Origin of the sequence: Streptomyces sp. NBC_01013, from assembly GCF_045162765.1 — a bacterium.
Lineage (GTDB): Bacteria > Actinomycetota > Actinomycetes > Streptomycetales > Streptomycetaceae > Streptomyces.
Window position 1 is genome coordinate 356835 of sequence record NZ_CP108687.1, and the last position, 23247, is coordinate 380081.

Annotated in this window: 19 protein-coding genes; 10 read left to right on the plus strand and 9 right to left on the minus strand. The window is 70.7% G+C overall.

What is annotated here, in order from left to right:
- Nucleotides 1-8 precede the first annotated feature (8 nt).
- Together OG538_RS01550 and OG538_RS01555 are read left to right on the plus strand one after the other, a co-directional pair.
- A complete protein-coding gene (locus tag OG538_RS01550; protein WP_406089341.1) occupies nt 9-401 on the plus strand; it encodes a nuclear transport factor 2 family protein in 393 nt (130 codons plus the stop codon).
- Between the two features lie 91 nt (nt 402-492).
- Entirely contained in the window at nt 493-1167 is a 675-nt protein-coding gene (locus tag OG538_RS01555; protein ID WP_406089343.1) for a formylglycine-generating enzyme family protein, read from the plus strand.
- Between the two features lie 32 nt (nt 1168-1199).
- On the opposite strand, the gene OG538_RS01560 is transcribed toward OG538_RS01555, so the two are convergent.
- On the minus strand, nt 1200-2132 hold the full coding sequence (locus OG538_RS01560) for a LysR family transcriptional regulator (RefSeq protein ID WP_406089345.1): 933 nt from the start codon (nt 2130-2132) through the stop codon (nt 1200-1202).
- Nucleotides 2133-2269: 137 nt separating this feature from the next.
- Between OG538_RS01560 and OG538_RS01565 the strand changes: the two genes are divergently transcribed.
- The 4 genes from OG538_RS01565 to OG538_RS01580 all read left to right on the plus strand — a co-directional run bounded on the left by OG538_RS01565 (nt 2270) and on the right by OG538_RS01580 (nt 7570).
- Complete coding sequence (locus OG538_RS01565) at nt 2270-3517, plus strand: MFS transporter (RefSeq protein WP_406089347.1); 1248 nt, start codon at nt 2270-2272, stop codon at nt 3515-3517.
- Nucleotides 3518-3889: 372 nt separating this feature from the next.
- Entirely contained in the window at nt 3890-5182 is a 1293-nt protein-coding gene (locus OG538_RS01570; RefSeq protein WP_406089349.1) for a phosphoribosyltransferase family protein, read from the plus strand.
- A 241-nt stretch (nt 5183-5423) separates the two neighbouring features.
- Entirely contained in the window at nt 5424-6524 is a 1101-nt protein-coding gene (locus OG538_RS01575) for a tetratricopeptide repeat protein (protein ID WP_406089351.1), read from the plus strand.
- Complete coding sequence (locus OG538_RS01580; RefSeq protein ID WP_406089353.1) at nt 6521-7570, plus strand: polyprenyl synthetase family protein; 1050 nt, start codon at nt 6521-6523, stop codon at nt 7568-7570. Before OG538_RS01575 ends, OG538_RS01580 begins: the two co-directional genes overlap by 4 nt.
- A gap of 42 nt (nt 7571-7612) precedes the next feature.
- Here OG538_RS01580 and OG538_RS01585 read toward each other — a convergent pair whose 3' ends face one another.
- Entirely contained in the window at nt 7613-8044 is a 432-nt protein-coding gene (locus tag OG538_RS01585) for a DUF2000 family protein (protein ID WP_406089355.1), read from the minus strand.
- A gap of 99 nt (nt 8045-8143) precedes the next feature.
- Here OG538_RS01585 and OG538_RS01590 point away from each other — a divergent pair, with 99 nt between their 5' ends.
- Nucleotides 8144-8989 (plus strand): AraC family ligand binding domain-containing protein, encoded by an 846-nt coding sequence (locus OG538_RS01590; RefSeq protein ID WP_406089357.1) that lies wholly within the window; start codon nt 8144-8146, stop codon nt 8987-8989.
- Between the two features lie 54 nt (nt 8990-9043).
- Here OG538_RS01590 and OG538_RS01595 read toward each other — a convergent pair whose 3' ends face one another.
- The 4 genes from OG538_RS01595 to OG538_RS01610 all read right to left on the minus strand — a co-directional run bounded on the left by OG538_RS01595 (nt 9044) and on the right by OG538_RS01610 (nt 12651).
- Nucleotides 9044-9553, minus strand: a complete 510-nt coding sequence (locus tag OG538_RS01595; protein ID WP_406089359.1) for a DUF664 domain-containing protein — start codon at nt 9551-9553, stop codon at nt 9044-9046.
- Nucleotides 9554-9657: 104 nt separating this feature from the next.
- Entirely contained in the window at nt 9658-11736 is a 2079-nt protein-coding gene (locus OG538_RS01600) for a discoidin domain-containing protein (protein ID WP_406099940.1), read from the minus strand.
- 267 nt (nt 11737-12003) lie between these two features.
- Nucleotides 12004-12321, minus strand: coding sequence for a YkvA family protein (locus OG538_RS01605; RefSeq protein WP_406089361.1), 318 nt, complete (start codon nt 12319-12321; stop codon nt 12004-12006).
- A gap of 75 nt (nt 12322-12396) precedes the next feature.
- Nucleotides 12397-12651: a WhiB family transcriptional regulator gene (locus OG538_RS01610; RefSeq protein ID WP_406089363.1), complete on the minus strand. Its 255-nt coding sequence runs from the start codon at nt 12649-12651 to the stop codon at nt 12397-12399.
- A 210-nt stretch (nt 12652-12861) separates the two neighbouring features.
- Between OG538_RS01610 and OG538_RS01615 the strand changes: the two genes are divergently transcribed.
- Nucleotides 12862-14919, plus strand: coding sequence for a SpoIIE family protein phosphatase (locus tag OG538_RS01615; protein ID WP_406099942.1), 2058 nt, complete (start codon nt 12862-12864; stop codon nt 14917-14919).
- Between the two features lie 67 nt (nt 14920-14986).
- On the opposite strand, the gene OG538_RS01620 is transcribed toward OG538_RS01615, so the two are convergent.
- Complete coding sequence (locus tag OG538_RS01620; protein ID WP_406089365.1) at nt 14987-15454, minus strand: hypothetical protein; 468 nt, start codon at nt 15452-15454, stop codon at nt 14987-14989.
- 456 nt (nt 15455-15910) lie between these two features.
- Between OG538_RS01620 and OG538_RS01625 the strand changes: the two genes are divergently transcribed.
- Nucleotides 15911-16798: a carbohydrate kinase family protein gene (locus OG538_RS01625; RefSeq protein ID WP_406099943.1), complete on the plus strand. Its 888-nt coding sequence runs from the start codon at nt 15911-15913 to the stop codon at nt 16796-16798.
- Nucleotides 16799-16890: 92 nt separating this feature from the next.
- On the opposite strand, the gene OG538_RS01630 is transcribed toward OG538_RS01625, so the two are convergent.
- Both OG538_RS01630 and OG538_RS01635 read right to left on the minus strand, forming a co-directional pair.
- On the minus strand, nt 16891-19890 hold the full coding sequence (locus OG538_RS01630) for a carbohydrate binding domain-containing protein (RefSeq protein WP_406089367.1): 3000 nt from the start codon (nt 19888-19890) through the stop codon (nt 16891-16893).
- A 299-nt stretch (nt 19891-20189) separates the two neighbouring features.
- Nucleotides 20190-20789: a TetR/AcrR family transcriptional regulator gene (locus tag OG538_RS01635; protein WP_406089369.1), complete on the minus strand. Its 600-nt coding sequence runs from the start codon at nt 20787-20789 to the stop codon at nt 20190-20192.
- Between the two features lie 129 nt (nt 20790-20918).
- Between OG538_RS01635 and OG538_RS01640 the strand changes: the two genes are divergently transcribed.
- Nucleotides 20919-23210: a glycoside hydrolase family 3 N-terminal domain-containing protein gene (locus OG538_RS01640; protein WP_406089371.1), complete on the plus strand. Its 2292-nt coding sequence runs from the start codon at nt 20919-20921 to the stop codon at nt 23208-23210.
- The last annotated feature ends 37 nt before the right edge of the window (nt 23211-23247 follow it).

Consider the following 23247-nt stretch of genomic DNA (forward strand, 5'->3'; position numbering starts at 1 on the left):
AGCGTGGGATGCACCCTTTCCGTAAAGCCGTCGAGGCGCACGACCTCGACGCGGTCGAGGCACTCCTGGCGGAGGATGTCGTCTTCACCAGCCCTGTGGCGTTCAAGCCCTATCCCGGCCGCCCGCTCACCGCAGCGATCCTGCGCGCGGTCTCCGAGGTCTTCACGGACCTTCGTTACGTCCGGGAGATGACGAGCGAGGACGGCCGCGATCACGCACTCGTCTTCGTCGCGAAGGTGGGCGACCGGGAGATCAACGGCTGCGACTTCCTGCACATGAACGAGGCGGGCGAGATCGACGACCTGATGGTCATGGTCCGCCCCCTCTCGGCCGCGCAGGCTCTGGCCGCGGCCATGGGAGCCCGGTTCGAGCAGATCAGCCGTGAGGCCGCCGCAGGCTGAGTCCGGGCCCGTCAAAGCCCTGCGAAATGCGGGTGGTTGACCCGGTTCACGCTCAATCCGCAGGACGCGTGATTGGTAGGATCACCGCCCTATGGACACCAGCACCGCAATCACCATGGTCGACGTCCCGCCGGGACGCGTGACCCTGTCCGACCGTCGTACGCAGCACAGCTGGGCGGTCGATCTCGCCCCGTACCGGCTCGCGGTGTTCCCGGTCACCCAGGCGCAGTACGCGCAGGTGACGGGAGAGCGGCCGAGCACCTCGCAGGGCGGTCTGCTTCCCGTGGAGGGGGTTTCCTGGCTGGACGCCGTGCACTTCTGCAACGCCCTTTCCGTGCGCGAGGGCCTGACTCCTGCCTACCTGCTCCACGACGACGCCGCTCGGGTCGAGTGGGACACGGCAGCCGACGGGTATCGGCTGCCGAGCGAGGCCGAGTGGGAGCACGCCTGCCGGGCCGGCACGACGGAGGCACGGTACGGGCCGCTCGACGACATCGCCTGGCATCGCGGCAACTCGAAGGAGCGGCCGCACGAGGTGGGCGGCCGGCAGCCCAACACCTGGGGCCTTTACGACACGCTGGGCAACGTGTGGGAGTGGTGCTGGGACGTGTACGACGCCGAGGTGTACGGCACCTACCGGGTACTGCGCGGTGGTGGCTGGTTCGACGAGCGCTGGAGCTGCCGGGCCTCGGTGCGCCGGCGCAGTCACCCGACGTTCCGGATCGACGACACGGGATTCCGCGTCGCGCGCTCGGGCGCACGGTGAACCGCGGACAGCTCACCGAGGACGGGCCGTGCTCACTGCCGCGTCCATGTGGGGGTCCAGGTACCGCCATCGGAACGGCCTGACCGTGTGGAGCCGAGGAAGGCCCGGAGTGCGGTGAGCCCGGGGTGCGGGTTGTCACGGCGCCAGATCAGCGAGTGCGGGTAGACGGGCGTGGGACCGGTCACCGGGATGCGGCGCAGGCCATGGCCCACGGGCCAGATGAGGCGGGTGTGCTCACCCATGAAGGTGGCGAGGGCCGGGGTGTCGGCGACGGTGTCGAGAAGCGCGTCGGAGCCGAAGTTGGGACCGGTCGCTTCGATGGTGAGGCCGAACTCGGCAACGAGATCGTCGTAGTAGGCGGCCCACTCGGTACCGGGGACGATGCCGGGCATCCAGATCCGGTGTCCGACGAGTTGGGCGAGAGGCACTGACCTGGCACCCGCCAGCGCGTGGGCGGGCCCCGTGAGGAGCTGGAGCGGCTCGTCGAGTACCCGGACGGAGTCGAGGCCCTCCGGCAGCGGCCGGCCGGGCGCTCCCACGGCCCGGAAGGTCGCGTCGATCGAACCGGCCCGGATGGCGGTGACGGCGGCTTCGATGTCGAACACCATCAGCACGTCGAGCTCGATCTCGGGGTGCGCGCGGTGGAAGTCACGCATCAGGCCCGCCTGCGCGCCGCGCGACGCGATGACGTCTACTCGCAGCGGACGGCGGCCGGGGCGCACCGATGCGACCGCGCGATCGGCGACGCGCAGCAGTTCGCGCGCCTGGAGCAGGAACGCCTGCCCGTCGAAGGTGAGCTCGGCTCCGCGCGCCGTACGGGTGAACAGCCGCACCCCGAGGTTCTTCTCCAGTACGGCGATGCGCTTGGAGACGGCCTGCTGGGTGACCGCCAGATCGGCGGCGGCTTCCCGGAACTGGCCCGCGTCCGCCACGGCGACGAAAGTACGTACGGCTTCGAGATCCATGCCGGACCACGCTAGAGCACAACACATGGTTGTAGAACATCGGCAGATGGGTTGTTTGACCTGCCGCACTCCTGCTCGCTTAGCTCTCACCGGTCAACGTCGGTTTGTTCAGGTGAGACTCCGGGGGCGTGTCGGGCATGGTGGTCAGGAGACCTTTGGGCCGAGAGTTCGGCTGGCTGTGGGCGGCTTATGCGATCAGCACGTTCGGCACGCGGTTCGCATTCGACGCGTTCGCTCTGATCGCGATCCTCGCGCTGCACGCCGGTCCTGCCCAGGTATCGGTGCTGGCAGCCACGGGGCTCGCGGTGGGGGCCGTGGTGGCGGTGCCGCTCGGGCCGTGGGTGGAGTTTCGGCGCAAGCGACCGGTGATGGTCGCGATGGACCTGACGCGTTTCGTGGCACTGATGAGCATCCCGGTGGCGTACGCGCTCGATCTGCTCGGCTTCGTCCAGCTCCTCGTGGTGTCCGTGGTCGTCGGCGCCGCCGACATCGCCTTCAGTGCGGCCAGTGGCGCGTATCTGAAGGCGCTGGTGCGGCCGGAGGACCTGCTCGTCGCGAACGGCCGGTTCGAGTCCACGACCTGGACCGCCACCGTGCTCGGTCCGCCGGCCGGCACCGCGGCGGTCGGACTGTTCGGACCGGTGATGACGGTGGTGGCCGATGCGGTCAGCTATCTGCTCTCAGCCGCAGGACTCAGTGCGATCGGCGGCAGCGAGCCGCGTCCTGTGACGAGTACGGGCAGGACGCGGGTCCGCCCGGCCGACCTGCTCCAGGGGTGGCGGTACATCCTGGCCCATCCGACCCTGCGCCCCCTGTTCTTCAACACGGTCCTGGTCAGCGGACTGATCATGGCGACCTCTCCGCTGCTCGCCGTCCTCATGCTCGGCGATCTGGGGTTCGCCCCGTGGCAGTACGGCCTCGCCTTCGGCGTGCCCTGCGTCGGCGGCCTCGTCGGCGCACGGCTCGCCCGCCGGCTCGTCTCTCGGTTCGGACGGCACAGGGTCATGCTCACGGCCGGGACACTGCGGGCGTGCTGGTCCCTGGGGCTGGTGTTCGTCCGGCCCGGCGTGGCCGGGCTCGTGCTGGTCATCGCAGTCGAGTTCGGGCTGATCACCTGCATGGGCGTGTTCAACCCGGTGTTCGCCACCTACCGGCTCGAGCGAACAGCTACGGACAGGATCGCCCGCACCCTGTCGGCGTGGTCCGTCACCAGCAAGGCGACCGTGGCGACCCTGACCGGGCTGTGGGGAGCGCTGGCCGGGATCACCGGCCCCCGCACCGCGATCGCGGTCGCCGGTCTTCTCATGCTGATCACCCCGTTCCTGCTCCCCCGGCACGACCACTCGCCGCACCACGAGCAGGATCCGGTCCGGGACCGGGCCTGAGGCGCCATACGACTCCGGGCACCTCCGGCTTCAGCACCTGTGGCTCGTCGCGTGGTGTCGGATGGTGGCCCCGCACCACGGACGACGCCCGTCACCGCGCCGCACTCCTCGGCTCACCGCGCCGCCGGCCGTGCGGGGAACTCACCGCCGCCCCTGCCGCGCCCGGAACTCCCCGCTGCCCCCCTGTTGTGCCTGGCCCGACCGCCCGGAAGGCGCGGCCGGCGCGCCCTACCGGGCTCCCCCTCGTGTCGCCCCGGCTCGGTTCACGGCGACGGGGCGGCCCCCGGCGGTTGCGGGCCGGCGGGGCACGGTGTTGATTCGAAGTAGGTGTCCGGGCTGCCGCCCGCTTCCGTGATCCGGGGGTGAACCCCTGTGCTGTTCGCCGACCGCGCCGACGCGGGACGTCGGCTGGCCCTGGCCCTCCGCCCGCTGGCGACGAGTGATCCCGTGGTGCTGGGACTGCCGCGTGGCGGCGTACCGGTGGCCTTCCGTGTCGCCCGGGAGCTCGGGGCGGCCCTCGATGTGATCGTGGTGCGCAAGCTCGGCGTTCCGTACCACCCGGAACTCGGCTTCGGCGCCATAGGCGAGGGCGGTGTACGCGTCATCAGCGAGGACATCGTGCGCCGCGGCCGGGTGTCGGAGGCGGACGTCGCCGCGGTCGAGCGGGCCGAGGAGGCCGAGCTGTCGCGGCGTGCTCGGGCGTTCCGGGGCGACCGGCCGCGGATCCCGCTGGCGGGGCGCACGGTCATCGTCGTCGACGACGGGATCGCGACCGGCGCGACGGCTCTGGCCGCATGCGAGGTTGCCCGCGCCCAGGGTGCGGCGCGCGTGGTGCTGGCGGTCCCGGTGGCACCTCCGGACGCCGCCGAACGGCTGGGCGGTCTGGTCGACGAGATGGTCTGTCTGTCGACACCGCACGGCTTCTCCGCCGTGGGCGAGTGGTACCGGGACTTCGGCCAGACCCCGGACGAGGAAGTCGTCTCGCTGCTGGCCCGGGCCGCGGCCCGGGACACGTCCCCTGCCACGGTCGAGGTGGCGGTGGAGGCGGGCGGCGTGGTTCTGCCGGGCACTCTCACCGAGCCCGGGGACGCCGGGGCACTCGTCGTGTTCGCCCATGGCTCCGGCAGCAGCCGGCACAGCCCGCGCAACCGGTCGGTGGCAACGGCGCTGAACCGGGCGGGCCTCGGCACCTTGCTCTTCGACCTGCTCACCCCCGGCGAGGAGTCCGACCGTGCCAATGTCTTCGACATAGCGACCCTGGCCGGGCGGCTCGTGGACGCCACCGCCTGGGTGCAGCGCCGAACGCGGGCCCCCGTCGGCGTGTTCGGGGCGAGCACCGGGGCCGCGGCTGCACTGCGGGCCGCCGCGTCCGTCGGCACGGAGCGCGGTGCGGGGATCGGTGCCGTCGTTTCCCGGGGCGGCAGGCCGGACCTCGCCGGTGACTGTCTCGGCGACGTCCGGGCCCCGACGCTGCTCATCGTGGGCGGCGACGACACCCGGGTCCTGGAGCTGAACCGGCAGGCCCAGGCCCAACTGCGCTGCGAGAACCGGCTCGACGTCGTCGCCCATGCCACGCACCTCTTCGAGGAGCCGGGCGCCCTGGACGAGGTCGCCGAGCTGGCCCGGGTGTGGTTCACCGGGCACCTGGCAGCCCGGCCCGCCTGACTCGCCGCGCATCCCACCGGCTGCCGGCTCGCGCGGTCCGCACACGCTTCCGCACGGTTTCCCTGCTCGCCGAGCAACCCTCGGGGCGTGTTCGCCGTCTTGATCCACAACAAGGCGGCACGCCGCACACGACCGACCCCCCACGAGCGCAGGGGTCAGACCACCGCACATCTATACCTTCGATGTATACACCAAGGGTATAGATGTCGCCGGGGGCGCCCTGCCCGCGCGAAAGGCTCCCATGCACAGCAAAGCGCTGGCGCCCGAATACCAGGGCCCCCTCACCAAGTTGTCCGTCAACGCATCCATCGCGGACGTACTGGCCGAGGGTGAAAGGCACTTGAAGGAGGCCGAGCTCGTCGGCTCCCCCCAGGACGTGGCCCGGGCCGGACTCGCGGTGGCCGAGGCCCACCGCCGGCTGGGTCACGTCCAGGAGGCGGACCGGGCCTGGAAGGCGAGCTACCGGGCAGCCCGATCGGCCGGTGACACGGGAGCCATGGCCTGGGCACTGTGGAGCGGGGGGACGCTCGCGCGCCAGCGCGGCGGACTGCGGCTCGCCTTCCGCCTGTTGCGGCTGGCCGCGGACCTGGGGAAGGCGGGCGGAGACGTGGTCGCACGCGGCTACTCCCTGGCCGGCCTCGCGGAGACCGGGCGCATCCAGGGCGACTACCGGACCGTCGCCGCGCTGCACGAGCAGCTCCTCACCGAGGCGCGTGCCCGCGGCGAGGCCCGCCACACCGTCTGGGCCCTGGAGGGCATCGCCCAGATCCACCGGAACACCGGGTCGTTCGACACCGCCCTGGAGATGTTCGAGGAGGCGGCCCGGCTCGCCGGGGACGCGGACGACCGGCGCGGGCGTGCCTGGGCGCTGCGCGGCATGGCCGACATCATCTCCGTACGGGACAACGACCCGGAGCGCGCCCTCGCCCTGCTGGCCGAGGCCGAACTGTCCTGCCGTGCGATGAAGTTGTCGAGCGCTCTCGCGTACAACCACAAGATGCGCGCCAATGTGCTCTACCGCGCCCGGCGGTACGAGGAGGCGCGGACGGTCTACGAGGGGGCGCTGGCGGAGTTCCGCGCGATGACGGAGCCGCGGGGCGAGGCGCTGGCCCGTCTCGGACTGGTGAAGTCACTCGCCCGGCTCGGCCGTGACCGTGCGCGGACCGCCGCGGACCTGGACGAACTTCGTCGCACGCTGGACCGGATCGGACTGCTCAACGCCCGTGACATGGTCGACAAGGCGTACGCGGAACTCGGCGTGACACCGGCCGACGGCTTGCCTCCGGCCGACGACATCGCTGCGGCCGAGCGCGCTGCCGCCCCGGTGGGCGGTCGCCGATGACGCCTCCCGTGGCCCAGCGGACGGACGCACCCCGGATACTCGCCCGTTGTCGCGAACTCGTCCGTCCGGCACTCGGGCAGGCGGTCCGGCAGATGCATCCGTGGCATGCAGAGATCACCGCATTCTCCCTCGGCTGGGACGGGTCCGACGGGCGGGCGGCCCCCGGTGCGCAGGGCAAGGGGATTCGGCAGACCCTGGCCCTGCTCGGCGCGGAGGCCGTCGGTGGCAAGGCGGAGAGCGCGGTCCTCGGGGCGGTCGCCGTCGAACTGATCCACACGTTCTCCCTGCTCCACGACGACATCATGGACGGCGACGAGACCCGCAGGCAGCGGGCCACCGCCTGGAAGGCCTACGGAACCGGGCCGGCGGTCCTGGCGGGGGACGCACTCTTCGCGCTCGCCGTCCAGACACTGGCCGGAGCCCCCGGCAACGCCTGCGGCCAGGCGGTCCGGCTGCTGGCCGGGACGCTCGACGAGCTGGTCCGCGGCCAGGCGGACGACCTGCTCTTCGAGACGCGGCCCTGGACCGGGCCCGACGCCGTGCAGCCGCACGAGTACCGGGTGATGGCCGAACAGAAGACGGGCGCCCTGCTGGGCTGCGCCGCCGGTCTGGGCGCTGTACTGGGCGGCGCCGGCCGCTCGGAGACCGATGCCCTCACAGCAGCGGGGCGGCACCTCGGTGTGGCGTTCCAGGCAGTGGACGACGTGCTCGGGATCTGGGGCGACCCGGAGATCACGGGCAAGCCGGTCCACAGCGATCTGCGGCGCCGGAAGAAGACGTACCCCGTCCTCACCGCACTCGCCGCAGGCGGCCCGGCCTCTCTGCGACTCGGCGCGTTGCTGCGTACCGGCGAACCGCTGGACGACCGTACGGCCCGGCGGGCAGCGGGGCTGATCGAGGAGGCCGGCGGCCGCTCCGCTGCCCTGGCGGAGGCGGACCGGCATCTGGAGCGTGCCCGCGCCTGTCTGGGCAGTGTCACCCTGGCCGCCGAGCCTCGCGCGGACCTCCTCCTGCTGCTGCCGTATCTCGTCGAACGCACCGTGTGACCCGCGGCCGCCAGGCGTTCCCGCGGCACGCGGCAGCCGCTCTCAGGGATGCATCGACGCACCCTTGAGGATCTTGTCCACGGCGTTGCGCGGTCCGTACACCGCCATCCCGACCAGGTCCATGCCGTCCCGCCGCACCGCACGGACCGCGGCCCGGTTGTCCCGGTCGTTGCCCGTCGCGAACAGGTCGGAGGTGAACACCGACAGGGTCACGCCACGGCCGACAGCCCGGGTGTGCGCGGTCGTCAGCAGCTCCTTCGGCCCTTCGAAGACCATCACCGGCTGACGGAACATCGGCAGGTACGGGGTGTCGTCGGCGTCGGCGTACGGCTCGCCGACCACCTCGGGCGCGGCCGTGCCGAGCCCGCTGACCAGGAAGGCCGTCACGTTGAGGCGCTGCCAGGTCTCCAGGTCGTCCCGGAGCAGCACGGCGATCTTGGTGTCGAAGCGGACGGGGGCGAGTTCATCTGTCATGGGACCGAGCCTGCCGGGCCGTGCGCCGCCTCGTCTTGTACGAACTTTGCACGGCCGGCCACGCGGCCCGGGGCGCGGGGCCGGGCGTACGATCGGCCCATGGCTGCACGTCCGGACATCACCGCGTGGCGTCCGTCGGTGGCGGGAATCGACGAGGTCTTCCACGCCCGCTTCACCGACCACATCTACCCGATGCACACGCATGATGCCTGGACGCTGCTCATCGTGGACGAGGGCATGGTCCGCTACGACCTGGACCGGCACGAGCACGGAGTGCTCACCGACGTGGTGACGCTGCTGCCCCCGCACGTCCCGCACAACGGCGGCGCCGCCACGGCCGCGGGGTTCCGCAAGCGTGTCCTGTACCTCGACGTCGCCCAGGTCGACGAGGAACTCATCGGCATGGCGGTGGACCGGCCCGTCGTCCGCGATCCGGCTCTGCGCCGGGGGATCGACCGCCTGCACACGACGCTCGCCGGGCCGGGCGACGAGCTGGAAGCGGCGAGCCGCCTCGCTCTCGTCGCCGAACGCCTCGACCGGCATCTGCGCAGCCGCCCGGAGCCCGTACGGCATGCCCGTGACCGCAGGGTCGCACACCGGCTGCGGGAGCTGCTCGACGAACGGTTCGTGGAAGGGATCACCCTCCAGGAGGCGGCGCTTCGGCTCCACGCCCATCACGCACACCTGGTGCGGGCCTTCAGCCGGGAGTTCGGCATGGCGCCGCACCAGTACCTGACGGGCCGCCGCGTGGATCTCGCACGCGGGCTGCTCCTCCAGGGGCTTCCGGCGTCGGACGTGGCGAGCGCCGTCGGGTTCTACGACCAGTCCCATCTGACACGCCACTTCAAGCGGGTCGTGGGCACCGGTCCGGGACACTTCGCCCGCACCCGGAAGCCGTCCGTCCTCTCAGCCGGGCAACCGGAGCTTCTCGCTCCCGGGGGATGACGGGGCAGCCCCGGAAGGATGCTGACGCTCTTGGCGGGCCCGCCGGGGCAGCCCTTAGCGTCGCTCCAGGCATCCCCGGACGAAGGCCGCCTGCCCGGCATGCTGAAGGTCGTCCGACAGGACGCTGATCAGGCGTACGCCCAGAGTGACGGGCGGCGACCAGGCCTCGTCGACGATGCGGTCGAGCGCCTCGGTGTCGAGGCCCCGGATGAATGCGGCCGACCGTGCGTGCACCGCGTCGTGGTAGCCGAGCAGCAGCTCGGCAGAGCCGACCTGTACCGCGCCGACCTGCTTGCTGCTGTGTCCGTAGCCGGTGGCGTGCTTGGCGACCGGCAGGTCGAAGCGGCCGGCCCAGTCCTCCGTGAACCAGACCTGCTCGGTCCCCGCAGCATCCGCGATGTGGTCGTCCTGGACGCGGGTCAGATGCCACACCAGCCAGGCGATCGAATTCGCCCCGTCGTCGAGTCGGGCGTTGAGGTCGTCGGGTTCGAGGCCCTCGACGGCCGCGTGCACCGTCTCCTTGATGCGGGCGTATCCATCGGTCAGCATGTCTGCGACGTTCATGCCCTCACCTTCGCCGCTCCCCCACCCGCGCCCCGCCAACGACACGCCCGCGCCGGGCGGCGCCGGTGAGGGGCACTCCTGACCTCACCGGCGCCGCCCGTCTCTCAGCCGTAGATGCCGAACTCCCAGAGGGAGTAGCCCCAACCGGTGCCCCGTTGCGTGAGGTTGAGCTTCACGTAACGGGCGGTCTGCGCGAGGTCCAGGTCGTCGGCGTCACCGTTGCCGCTGGTGGTGGTGTGGACGGACCGCCAATTGCTGCCGTCGTCCGACACCAGTACCTCGTACGCCTTGGCGTAGGCCGGGTCCCACACCAGCTGGAGGTGGCGGATGGACTTCCGTTCGCCCAGGTCGACCTGGATCGACTGCGGGTCGCTCCAGTCGCTGGCCCAGCGGGTGTCCATCCTGCCGTCGGTCGCCATGGCGGCGGTGCAGGGGCAGCCGCTGCTGCCGGTCTGTGCGGACGTGGCGGTGGCCGGCCGGCCGAGGGCCAGGTTGGTGCCGTTGACCGGGGGCACCACGACCTTCACGGACTTGGTCTCGATGCCGGCGTTGCCGTGTCCGTCCTCGGCCTGGATGTACACCTTCCACACCCCGAGCCGCTCCGGCGCCTTCACGGCGAAGGTGCCGTTGCCCGTGGACCGCCAGACGGCCTCGACCAGAGCCTTGTCACCGGTGGCGTAGTTCCCGCTCAGGAAGATCCGGTAGGTCAACGGGTCGTCGTCCGGGTCGCGGATGTCGGCACCTACGGTGAACTCCGCTCCTGCCGGAGCCCCGTTGGCGTGCTGGACCGTCATGCCGGTGATGACGGGCGGGGTGTTGTCCCCGGCCGTGGAACCGGCGTACGCCTTCTTCAGCGCGTAGTACGAGAGCCGCTTCTTGCCGTCGGGCACCACGTTGAACCAGATGCCGCCGAAGTCGTGCTCCGTGCCGTAGTGGAAGAGGGTGGCGCCCAGGGCGACGCCTTGGTGCGAGGTGACGCAGTTCCAGGCCTTGGTGTACCCGTCGGCCTTCTGAACGTCGGTGGGCTCGTCCGGGACTCCGTTGGCGTCGTCGGGGACCTCCCACTCACCGGCCGGGCCGCCCTCGGTGACGATGTAGGGCTTGGTGTAGCCGCCGGCCTCCCAGGCGGCGCGTACCCCGCAGATGTCGCCGTAGGCGTTGACCGAGTACAGGTCCAGGTCCGGGGCGTTGCGCCGGTAGTACGGCCAGGCGCCCGTCCAGGCGTCGGTCGAGGTCACGGGGTGGTCGGGGTCGATCGTGTGGATCTTCTTCGCCACGTCGTTGACGAAGGTGGTGTAGGCGTTGCGCTGCTGTTCCAGTGCGTCACCGCTGTAGCAGTTCTGCAGCCCGAGGACCGACTCGTTGCCGACGTTCCACATGAGTACGCCGGGGTGGTTTCTGTAGGTGTCGACCCACTTGGCGAACTCGGCGAGGGAGGCCGATTTGTAGGCCTCGTCGGTAACGTAGTCGACGCAGCCTCCGCTGCCCGGGCCGCCGCCCGGCTGGAGCCAGAAGCCGCTGACGACCCGGATGCCGTTGGCCGCGGCGGCATCGAGCAGCGGCTTCGAGGAGGCGTCGGTCCCCCAGGTGCGGATGGTGTTGACGCCCATCGACTTCAGGTCGGGCAGGTAGCGGCCCGCGTCGGCGACGGAGGGTCCCCAGGTGAGGCCCTTTACCTGGTACGGCTTTCCGTCGACGGTCAGCTGCCAGTTCCCCTGCGCACCCGTGACCCGGACGGCGCCTCCGGCGGCCGGCGGCAGGCCGGTGGTGCCGTAGACCTGGAACTCCCAGAGGGAGTAGCCGTATCCGCCGGCGCGGGCGGTGCCGTACATACGGACGTACCGGCCGGACCCGGAGACGGCGAGCTCGTCCGTGCCACCGTTGCCGTCGGTCACGGTCTTGAGGGTCCGCCAGTCGGTTCCGTTGTCCGATGCCTGGATCTCGTATGCCTTGCCGTAGGCGGATTCCCAGGTGAGTACGACCCTGCTGAGGTCCGCGGGGGCGCCCAGGTCCACCTGGATCCACTGCGGATCGCGCCATTCGCTGGCCCATCGGGTACCGCTCAGATCTCCGTCCACGGCGGCGGAGGCGGTCAGGCCGGGCCCTTCGTGCGAGGAGTCCGTTGCGGCTCTGCCCTGCGAGAGGAGGGACTCGGCGGCTCGGGCGGAGGGTGCGGTGAGCATCACGAGCGATGAGGCGAGTAGGGCGAGAAGGGTGATCAGCAGCGTGCCCGGACGCGGTCTCGAGGGCAGGGCTGCGCTGGCTCCGTACACATTCTCTCCTGGCGGAAGAGTGCGGGACAGGTGTCCCGGAACTGGGTGGGAGAGCGCTCTCCCAGGAGAGTGACGTGTACCGGCTCGGCTGTCAACGAGCTTGACGTGTCCGGTTACCCTCGACGGCGCGGACGCCGGAATGCGGACATCGCTCTCCCGCCCGCGGTGCGTACGGCCCTACGGCACGAGGCTTCCGTCCTCCACCGGCCGCTCCGCACGCCTGCCCACTCCGGCCGCTCGTGCGGCGGCGTGCAGGGACCGCAGGGCCAGCAGCAGGAAGCCGATGTCATCCAGGTAGACAGGGTCCGGCAGCAGGTCCACGGGCGACACCGTGTAGACCACAGCGGCCCAGAACAGCGCCTTGTCGCGCAACGGGATCCCGGCGTCGGCCAGCAGCTTCCTGGCGCGCAGGACCCGCACCAGGAGGACGCCGGCAACGCCTGCGGTGAGCAGCACGAGAGCCGCGCCGATGACGATCCATACCGTGGTGTCCATGCTTCATCGTGTACCCGTCGGCCGGAGAATCACCGGGCGAGGGCGGCAGCAGCCCCTGTGACGATGCCCTCGTCGCTATCGGGGGTCCTTGGCCTGCCTGCGCGAACGGCGCTTCAGCGCGCGTCGCTCGGTCTCGTCGAGACCGCCCCACACGCCGGCGTCCTGGCTGTTCTCCAGGGCCCACCGCAGGCACTCCTTCCGGACGGGGCAGCCGCGGCACACGGCCTTCGCGTCCTCGGCCTGCACCAGGGCGGGGCCGGTGCTCCCGATGGGGAAGAACAGGTCGGGGTCCTCATCGCGGCAGGCCGCGTTCGTGCGCCAGTTCTCCATGGGTCTCACTCTCCTGACGGTCGTTTTTCGTCCGATCGGCTCCGTACGGTGCGGGTGACCGCCCCAGAGCTTTCGAAACCCCTGTGGCGCCTGCTCCCGGGCCTCGAAGCTGCGGGGGTGGTGGCTCCGGGGCGAACATGGGAGACAGCGGGCCTGCGTCCGGGCGCGGTGACTGCATGGAAAGGATCGTCCGTGGGCGGCACTGATGACATGCGGACCGGGTGGGACGGTGCACGTCTGGAAGGCGTGCACCGTTCCCCCGAAGGGGGCCTGCTGGACATCCTCGGGGTGGCGGCGATGGTACTGGACACCGAAGGGCGCATCGTGCTCTGGAGTCCGCAGGCCGAGCAGCTGCTCGGGTACGCGCCCGGCGAGGCCCTGGGCCGGTTCGCCGCCCGGGTCCTGGTGGACGAGGAACACTTCGAGCTGGTGCTGAGGCTGTTCACCGAGGTGATGCGCAGCGGGGAGGCGTGGGCGGGCGTCTTTCCCGTGCGGCACAAGAACGGCACCTCCCGGCTGCTGGAGTTCCGCAACATGCGGCTGCAGGACGACCACGGCGACTTCTACGCACTGGGGCTGGCCGCCGACGGGGCGACTCTGCGTGGAGTCGAACGCGACCTCGCGCTGTCCGTGCGCCTGGTCGACCAGTCACCCATCGGCCTGGCGGTCCTGGACGGCGACCTGCGTTATCTGGCCGCCAATCCCGCACTGGAGCGGATGGGCGGGATGAGCGCCGCCGACCACTTGGGCCGCCGCTTGGGCGAGGCCCTGCCCTTCCTGGACTCCGACACCATCGTGGCGGCGATGCACGAGGTCCTCGGAAGCGGTGTGCCGCAGGTGTCGCACGAGGTGGTGGGCCGGACCCCGACAGATCCGGACACCGACCGCGCCTGGAGGGTGTCGCTGTACCGGCTGGACGACTCCGGAGGCCGGGTGCTCGGCATCGCCGTGTCGCTGATCGACGTGACGGACCGCTATCGGGCGGCTGCCGAGGCGGAGCACGCGAGGCATCGGCTGGCGGTGATCGCCGATGCCTCGGTACGCATCGGCACCACGCTGGATCTGGAGCAGACGGCCCGGGAACTGGCGGAGGTCACCGTGCCGGAGCTCGCCGATGTCGCCGCGGTCGACGTCCTCGACAGTGTCCTGAAGGGCCGCCCGGGCCTGACCGAGGGGCCACTCCTCATCCAGGCCCTGGCCATCGTCGCGGCGCGGCCCAACCCCGTCGTGGAGGCGGCGGATCCGCCTGGCCAGGCCGCCCAGTACGGCGCCGACCGGCTGATCACGCGCTGTGTGCGGACCGCTCAACCGGTCCGGGAGCCCTACCTCGACGCGGGGATCCTGGCCCGCATCGCCCGTGACAGCCGTTCGGCCGCGCTGCTCGCGGAGGCCGGTGCGCATTCCTATCTGGCGGTGCCACTGATCGCGCGGGGCGAGGTCCTGGGCGCGATCGACCTCATCCGGACGGACAACCCACAGCCGTTCACCGAGGACGACGAGCTGATGGCGTGCGAGCTGGCAGCCCGTGCGGCGATCAGCATCGACAACGCGAGGCTGTACCGGCAGCAGCGGGAGGCGGCGCTCACGCTGCAGCGCAGCATGCTGCCGCGCGGCCACCACGATCCGGTGGGTCTGGAGGTGGCGTCCCGCTACCAGCCGGCCGCTTCGCGGTACGAGGTCGGCGGGGACTGGTTCGACGTCATCGGGCTGCGGCACGGGCGGACCGCGCTGGTGGTGGGTGATGTGATGGGCAGCGGCATCAGCGCAGCCGCCACGATGGGGCGGCTGCGCACCGCCACCCAGACCCTGTCCAGGCTCGGCCTTCAGCCCGCCGAGGTCCTTGGGCACCTCGACGAGATCACCGCGGATCTGGACCCGCCCTTCGCCACCTGCGTGTACGCCGTGTACGACCCTGCCGTCCGCCGTTGCCGGGTGAGTACCGCGGGTCATCTTCCGCCGGTGCTCATCCCGAGGGGCGGAGCGCCGCGCCTGCTGGACCTGCCGCCCGGGGCGCCGCTCGGTGTCGGCGGTGTGCCGTTCAGCGATGTGACGGTCCCTTTCGGGCCCGGTGACCGGCTCGTGCTGTACACGGACGGGCTCGTGGAGACCCGGGACGACGACATCGACAGCCGGCTGGCCACCCTGCTCGGGCTGCTGCACGATGCGGAGCCGTCGTTGGAGGCGTCCTGCGACCGCCTTCTGCGCGAGCTCCGCGACCCCCAGGGCCATGACGACGTGGCACTCCTGATGGCCCGGGTCCGCGGATGACGTCAGGGTGGTGGCACGGCCTCCGTGCCACCACCCCTACGCCTGCGGCCGGGCCGGGCCCGGTGGGTCAGTGTGCGCACCTACGGTGCCTGCGGTGGCAACGGCACCTCGCGGCACCGGCCCCACGGGGGCTTGCGCCGAGGAAGCCCAGCCCGAGGCCGAGCATCCAGGAGTCCTTGGCCAGCGGTACGCCGTCCTGGCTCGGGCGCAGGCTGCCGGGCTCACGCATCCCCGGCATGCGCAGATACAGGCCGACCAGTCCCCCGGAGAATCCGGTGAGGACGAGCCCTGCGAGCCGGGTCGGCACGAAGGGAATCAGCAGGCTGCTGCCCACGGCGATCTCGGACCAGGCCAGCAACCGGGTGAACCTGTCCGGCTCGATCTTCTTGAGGAACGGGTAGGCGGTGCAGGCCATGCCGTGCAGGCCCTGCTGGGTCGCCTCGTCCGCCTTGAGCTTGCCCAGGCCGGAATTGAGGATGAACGCGCCGGTCGCGATGCGCGGCGGGAAGTCGCGCGGTTCGGGCAACGGCAGCATGGGCGCCTCCATGTGTCAGGTCGTCGGCCCCTGATCGAGCATATCCAGCGGGCCTCTCGGACGCGCGCAGAGAGCGGCCGCCAGGACCCGCCGGCATCCGTGCGCACGGCTCGCCCCACGTGATCGTCCCGCAATGCCTCGGCGAGTTCCCTTGCTGCCCGGCCTGGGGCCTCTCGTCCGGATCACGCCGGGCTCGCGGGACCCGGCCCGCACACCTGCGGCGTTGCCGTCGGCCACCCACGCTCCGCAGCGGCTCCCTCCCCCGCCCTGCATCCGCACGCACCGGACCCCGCTCCCCGGCCCGGCCCGACCCGGACGAAAGGCCCTGGTCGTCGTGGACCGGCGAACTCGACCATCCGGGTGTCCGGCCCTGCCGGTTCGGCCCCTCGGCCATACTGATCACGGCGGGAACGGAGAGGAGGCACAGTGGTCCAACAACAAACGGAATACGACGTCTTGGTGGTCGGCGGCAGCGGGGTGGACACGATCGTCCGCGTTGACGCCCTGCCGGTCCCGCTCGCCGACTCGGTGATGGTCGGCCCGATCGAGGAGTGGCCCGGCCACACGGGGGGCAACGTGGCTCTCGGCGCCCGCGCCCTGGGGCTGGAGGTCGCGCTGCTCGACTGCATCGGCGACGACTGGACCGGTGCGCAGGTACGCGAGCGGATGGCCAAGGGTGACGTGGAGTTCCATCCGCTGATCTCGGCGGCGGGCACTCGCCGTGCGGTGAACCTGGTGGATGCGACGGGCCGGCGGATGTCGTTCTACGACGCCCGCGATCCGGAGGACCTGCGGATGCCGCAGGACTTCTACCTCCCCCGGCTGCGGCGTGCTCGGCACGTCCATCTGTCCATCATGAACTTCACCCGTTTCCTCTACGACGACATCGAGGCACTCGGTGTTCCGGTCTCCACCGATCTGCACGACTGGGACGGACTGGCCGACCACCAGCGGGAGTTCGCTCTCCGGTCCGACCTCGTGTTCTTCAGCGCGGCAGCGACGGGTGACCGTACGCCCACGCTGATGCGGGAGATCCTGCGTGAGGGCCGGGCCCTGACCGTGGTCGCCACCGCGGGCGCGGAGGGCTCCTACGTCCTCACCCGGGACGGCGGTCCGGAGCCGCAGCACGTCCCGGCGACCGTGCCGCCCGCCCCGGTGGTGGACAGCAACGGCGCGGGCGACGCGTTCGTCACCGGTTTCCTCTACGGAAGGCTCGACGGCCGGGACGCTCTCGGATCCGCCCGTCTGGGCGCGGTGGCCGGCGCCTTCGCCTGTACGGCACCGGGCTCCACCGCCATGATCGGCCAGGAGGCCCTGCTCGCGTCGGACGGCGGCGCTTCGTAGTCGCTGCGCCGCACAGGCCTGCGCCCCGGCGGGCCGGGAATTCCGGTCCGCCGGGGCGTCGGCGCCGCGGGAGAGGTCCCGCTGTCGCACCGCTACTTGAGGTACGGTCCCGCCGTGCCGATCAGGCCCGGGCCGTTCAGCACGTAGACGCGCATGTTGCCCTTGCCCGGAGCGGCGACGGTGAGCTTTCCGTCGGTGACGACCCGCGTGTCGCCGGTGACCGCGTCCTTGTACGTACCATTGGGGATCCCGGCGTACGAGGCTCCGCCTGTCACGGTGACGAGCGCGAAGCTGTCCGTCGTACCGCTGGTGTAGCGCCGCTTGTACGCCATCTGGCCGGTGATGCCCTCGGTGGAGTACTGGCCCATCTGCAGGGCGGGCACGGCCCGGCGGATCTCGTTGAGCCGTTGGACGTGCTTGACCAGCGGTGTGGCCAGCGTGCCGGCGACCTCACCGGTGGCGGAGTCGACCTTGGAGAAGTCCGAGGCCGTGACGCTGCCCGCGAGGTGGTCACCGTAGTAGGCCCGCCCGGTCGTGGCCAGCGGGCAGGTCGGGCCGCAGTCGATCTTCTTGCCGGCCTGGAACTCGATCTCCGATCCGTAGTAGAGGGTGGGGATCCCGCGGAAGGTCCACATCAAGGACATGTTCTCGGCCCAGGCGTCGGTGCCGCCCGCGTATCGCTCGCTGCTCTTGTTGGGGCCGTAGTCGTGGCTGTCGACGTAGACGACGTTGTACGTGGCGTCGTTCGTCGAGTCGTCGGAGTCCTTGCCGTTGTTGTAGGCGTTCGTGGCATCACCGAAGTTCATGTGCATGCGCATGTCGATGATGTTCATGCCGGAGAACTCGCTGTGGTCCGGTGCGTGGTATGTGTTGCCGTTCAGGAACGCGTTGTCCGAGGTCGGCTGCGACCCGGTACCGAGCTGCTCCTCGTAGGTGTACATCTCCAGCGCGGCCTTGGCGTCGTCGGCGTCGTACTCCTTGCGTTCCTTCCATGTGAAGAACTGTGCGGAGTGGTTGACCGATCCGCGGTTCCACTTGTCGTTGACGAAGGCGCCGACCTCGCCGAAGACCAGGAAGTTCTTCGCCGCCTCGGCGCCGAACTGCTGTGTCACCCGTTCCTGGATCGCGGGCAGGAACCGGCGGTTCCAGGTGGTGCGGGGGATGTGGACGGCCGTGTCGACGCGGAATCCGTCGACGCCCATGTCGATGTACTTGTTGTACGCGCCGATCAGGTAGTTCTGGACCGGTGCTGACTCGGTGTTGAAGTCGGCCAGGTCCTCGTGCAGCCAGCACGAGCGGGAGTCCTCGCCCTCCCAGTTGCCCAGCCAGCAGTTGTGGTAGTACTCCTTCGGGAACATCCCCGACGTCGGGTTGGGCCACTGGCAGTTGTAGATCCTGTAGCCCTCGGGCGAGGTGGCTCCGGTCGGCTTGCCCCAGTTGAGACAGGTGCTGCCCGCGGGCTCGGACGTGGACCACAGGTCGCCGTTGTAGTACGACTTGCCGCTCTTGGGGTCGACGGTGAGTCCGTCGTACTCGAAGCCTTCGTTCTTCTCGTCGTAGTACCAGCTCCACTGACTGTCCCGGACCCCGTAGACGGTCGGGGTGAACAGACCCTTGGCGCCCCAGCGCGAGGAGTGGTTGTAGACGGCGTCCTGGTAGATCTTGACGCCCTTGGCGTGGGCCGCGTTGATCAGGTCCTGGTACGAGGCCCCGGCGGACTCCAGGCGGGGGTCGACCTTGTAGAAGTCGTAGCCGTGGTAGCCGTGATAGTCGTAGTCGGACCGGTTCAGGACGACCGGGGTGATCCAGATGGCCGAGAAGCCGAGCCCCTTGATGTAGTCGAGCTTGTTGACCAGGCCCTTGAAGTCACCCCGGAACATGGGGTCGTTGTTGGCGGCGTTGCCCGACTTCACGTCCTGGCTACCGCCCCGGTTGTTGCTCGCGTCCCCGTCGTTGAAGCGGGCGGTCAGGACGAAGTAGATCGGGTCCTTGCGCGGATCGGTGCCCAGCGGCTTGCCCTGGGCGGCCGTCGGCGGCTTGAGACCGGTCGTCGTCCTGGCGGCGGAGGAGGCCGCCGAGGTGTTGCCCGCCGCGTCGACCGCCTTGACGGTGTAGGTGTAGGCGGTGTTCTCCTCCAGGTTCGACTCGGAGAGCACCGTCGAGCTCACGTCGGTCACGACGCTGCCCTTGGTCCCTCCCGTCCGGGTGACCTGGTACTTGGTCACCTTCTGGTTGTCGGACGAGGGTTCCCAGGTGAGGACGACGGCCACCCCGTCCGCCTTGGCAGTCACCGCGGTGGGCACGGTCGGCGCCTCGGTGTCCGGGGGTTCGGCGACGCACGGGTCCTTGGCGTCCTTCGCGACCGTGCGGTCCTTCACGGTGCTGACACCCGCGGGGATCGTGTAGTTGCCGCCGTTGTTGTTGTCCCAGACCCCGTTGCCGTTGTTGAACACGGCCTGCATCGAGGTGGCCGCACCGAGGTCGACGGTCTTCTTCACCCAGCCGGTACAGGCCGGCTCCATGCCGACGCCGGGCACCGCGGTCCACGATCCGCCCGCGGGCTGGTAGTGCAGATTGGTGGTCGTCCAGCCGACGGTGGCCGTCGAGTAGTACACCGAGGCGGTGTTGGCGCCCGAGTCGGTGGGGCTCGGACTCGGGCCGGGATCAGTCCCGGCACACGGGTCGCTGTGGGCCACGACCCCGTCCCTGACGGTGATGTTCCCGCTGCCCAGGTCGTAGTTGTTTCCGGCGTTGTTGTCCCAGACACCCGAGCCGTTGTTGAAGGTCGCCTGCAGCCCCTGCGCGGTCCCGAGCGGCACGGTCTTCTTGACCCAGTCGGTGCAGGCTGCCTCCATCGCCACGCCGGGCACCGGGGTCCAGGAACCGCCGTCCGGAGCGTAATGCAGGTTGTACGCCGTCCAGTTCTTCGTCTTCGTGTAGTAGAAGACCGTCGTGGAAGTCTCGGCGGCGGCGACGGGTTTCGCGTCGAGATCGGGGGTGCCGGGCAGCGCGGTGAGCAGGCCGAGCACTGCGGCCGCGGCCGTGGCTGCCGCCAGGGGGCGTCCGAGCAGCCTGTGAGGGGTGCGTCTCATCGGTGTCTCCAGGGAAGGGCCACGGCGATGGCGGAGCCGTGACGTCCAGGACGCAGGGGTCGGGGACCTGCGCCGTCCCGCCGGAAACCCTGACGCGCCTCAAGGCACTGGCGATGGTGGTGCGTTCCGTCCGAAATTCCAGCCGGAATGTTGCTGCAATCTCTTGCAGACGGAAAGTTACCGGCACATGACAAAGTCGTAAAGGGTCCGGGCACAGCACAGCGTGCCCGCCATGAGGGAAAGAGGCACTGCGCGTACCCGAGCCGCCCCGCGAACCCACCCCGCGGGGCCGCCGCCACTCAGATCCGTACGGTCAACTGCGCCTGCACATGGGCACGCAGCACGCCCGCCATGTCCGTCACGCAGCCGCTGAGCAGCCATTGCGTCTGGAGTCCGTCCATGAGCGCGAGCAACTGCTGGGCCGCCTCGTCGGGGACGATCCCGTCCCGAAGCGCCCCTGCCTCGCGGGCTTCCTCGTAGGAGACGGCGGTGGTCATGACCGAGTCACGGTAGCGCTCGACGAAGTAGGCGTGAGCCGGGTGGTCCGCGGAGGTGGCCTCGGCGGCGAGTACGGTGAACAGCTCGACGATTCCCCGCCGTTCGGCGTTCAGCGCCGCGAGGTCGATCAGCCGGCGCAGGCGGTCCACGCCCGTGGGGCCGCCGACGGAGAGCCACTGGCCGTCCACCTCGTCACGGTGTTCGAGAACCGCGAGCAGCAGTGAACCCTTGGTGGGGAAGTGGTGCAGCAGGCCCGGATGCGAGATGCCGCAGCGGGTCGCGATCACGCGCAGCGAGGCGCCCCGGTATCCGACCTCGCCGAACATGGCCATGGCCTGGTCGAGGATCTCCACACGCTTGGCCCGGCCCTTCGCGTAACCACGACGCGCCTCACCCGTCACTCGCCACTCTCCCAGGTCATGTCGGACGGCTCCCCTGCGTACGGTCGCACACCCACATACTTACCACCCGGTCGGGATTCGGCGTACGGTGGTCCCCAGAACGTCGCCGACGTTGTGAAAGGAACTCCTGTGGGCTCCTCCCTGCCCTATCTCGACCCCGCGCTGCCCGTTTCGGAGCGCGTCGCCGACCTGGTCGGCCGCATGACGCTGCCGGAGAAGGTCGGCCAGATGCTCCAACTGAACGCGAAGGACGGGGTGCGGCACCTCGTGGAGGAGATGCATGCGGGATCGATCCTGCATGCGTCCCCCGACCGGGTACTGGAGGCAGCCGCGCTCACCGAGCGCACCCGGCTGCGCATCCCGCTGCTCGTCGCGGAGGACTGCATCCACGGTCACTCGTTCTGGGAGGGGGCCACGATCTACCCCACCCAGCTCGGCATGGCGGCGACCTGGGACCCGGAACTCGTGGAGCGCATCGCCCGGGCAACCGCCGTCGAGGTGGCCGCGACCGGGGTCCACTGGACGTTCTCGCCGGTCCTGTGCATCACCCGGGACCTGCGCTGGGGCCGCGTGAGCGAAACGTTCGGGGAGGATCCCTTCCTCATCGGCGAGCTCGCGTCGGCGATGGTGCGCGGCTACCAGGGAGACGGGCTGGACGACCCGACCGCGATCCTCGCCTGTGCCAAGCACTTCGCGGGGTACTCCGAGACCCAGGGCGGCCGGGACGCCAGTGAGGCCGACATCTCGCGGCGCAAGTTGCGCTCGTGGTTCCTGCCGCCCTTCGAGCGGGTCGCCCGCGAGGGCTGCCGGACGTTCATGCTCGGCTACCAGTCCATGGACGGCGTGCCGGTCACGGTCAACAACTGGCTGCTGAACGAGGTGCTGCGCGGCGAGTGGGGCTACACCGGAACGCTGGTGACCGACTGGGACAACGTCGGCCGCATGGTGTGGGAGCAGCACGTCTACGCCGACCACACGCAGGCGGCCGCCGCCGCGGTCCGCGCGGGCAACGACATGGTGATGACTACACCTGCCTTCTTCGAGGGGGCGCAGGAGGCAGTGGCCAACGGCACGCTCGACGAGGCGGAGATCGACGCGGCGGTCGGGCGCATCCTCAACCTCAAGTTCGAGCTGGGCCTGTTCGAGAACCCGCGACACCCCGACCGCGAGCGCCAGGCCGCGGTCATCGGCAGCGCGGACCACACCGGGCTGAACCTCGAAGCGGCCCGCCGCTCGCTGGTGTTGCTGACCAACGACGGCACGCTGCCGATGGCCGGCGGGTTCGGGGCCGGCCTGGACGGCCGCGCGGTCGCGGGTGCCGGAACCACGCCGCGGACCGTCGCCGTCATCGGGCCCAACGCCGACGACGCGCAGACCCAGCTCGGCGACTGGGCGGGCTCCTCCGGGCAGGCGGACTGGCTGCCCGACGGGCATCCGCGCGCCATGATCCGCACCGTGCTGGACGGGTTCCGCGAGCACGTGCCGGACGGCTGGACCGTCACGCACGCCCGGGGCGCCGACATCCTCACCGTGGGCCCGGACCCCGAGGGCGCCTTCTTCCCCGACGGGCAACCGCGGCCGGAGATCGTCGTCCCCGCGGAGCCGTCCGAGACCATGATCGCCGAGGCGGTCGCCGCGGCGGAGGCGGCCGACTACGTCGTCGCGGTCGTGGGTGACCGCATCGAACTCGTCGGCGAGGGCCGCTCCACGGCGACCCTGGAGCTGATCGGCGGCCAGGTCGCACTGCTCGACGCGCTCGCCGCGACGGGCAAGCCGCTCGTCGTGGTCGTCATCAGCTCCAAGCCGCTCGTGCTGCCACCGTCCGCCCACCGCGCCTCGGCGATCGTGCACGCCTTCAACCCGGGCATGTGCGGCGGCCGGGCCGTCGCCGAACTCGCGCTCGGAATCGTCGAGCCGTCCGGGCGGCTGCCCGTCTCCTTCGCCCGGCACGCGGGGCAGCAGCCGACGTACTACAACCAGGTGCGCGGCCAGCACGGCACGCGCTACGCCGACCTGACGCAGCGTCCGGCGTTCGTCTTCGGCGAGGGCCTCAGCTACACGACGGTCGCGTACAGGGATCTGGAGGTGCTCACCGACGTCCTCGGCGCGGGTGACACGCTGCGGGCGCGCGTCACCGTACACAACACGGGTGAGCGTCCCGTGCTGGAGACCGTACAGGCGTATGTGAGCGACACGGTGACCTCCGTGACCTGGGCGGAGAAGGAGCTCAAGGCATATCGCCAGGTGTCGCTGGCCCCCGGCGAGTCCCGGGACGTCGTCATCGAACTGCCGGTCGCCGACTGCAGCCTCGTGGACGCCGAGGGCAGGCGGATCGTCGAACCGGGCGCTTTCGAGCTCCTCGTAGGTCCCTCGTCGAGCGACGCCGATCTGCTGCGGGCGGACTTCACGGTCAAGGGCTGAGGCTTCACGGCCGGGGCTCTGACCCGCCCCGCCCCGG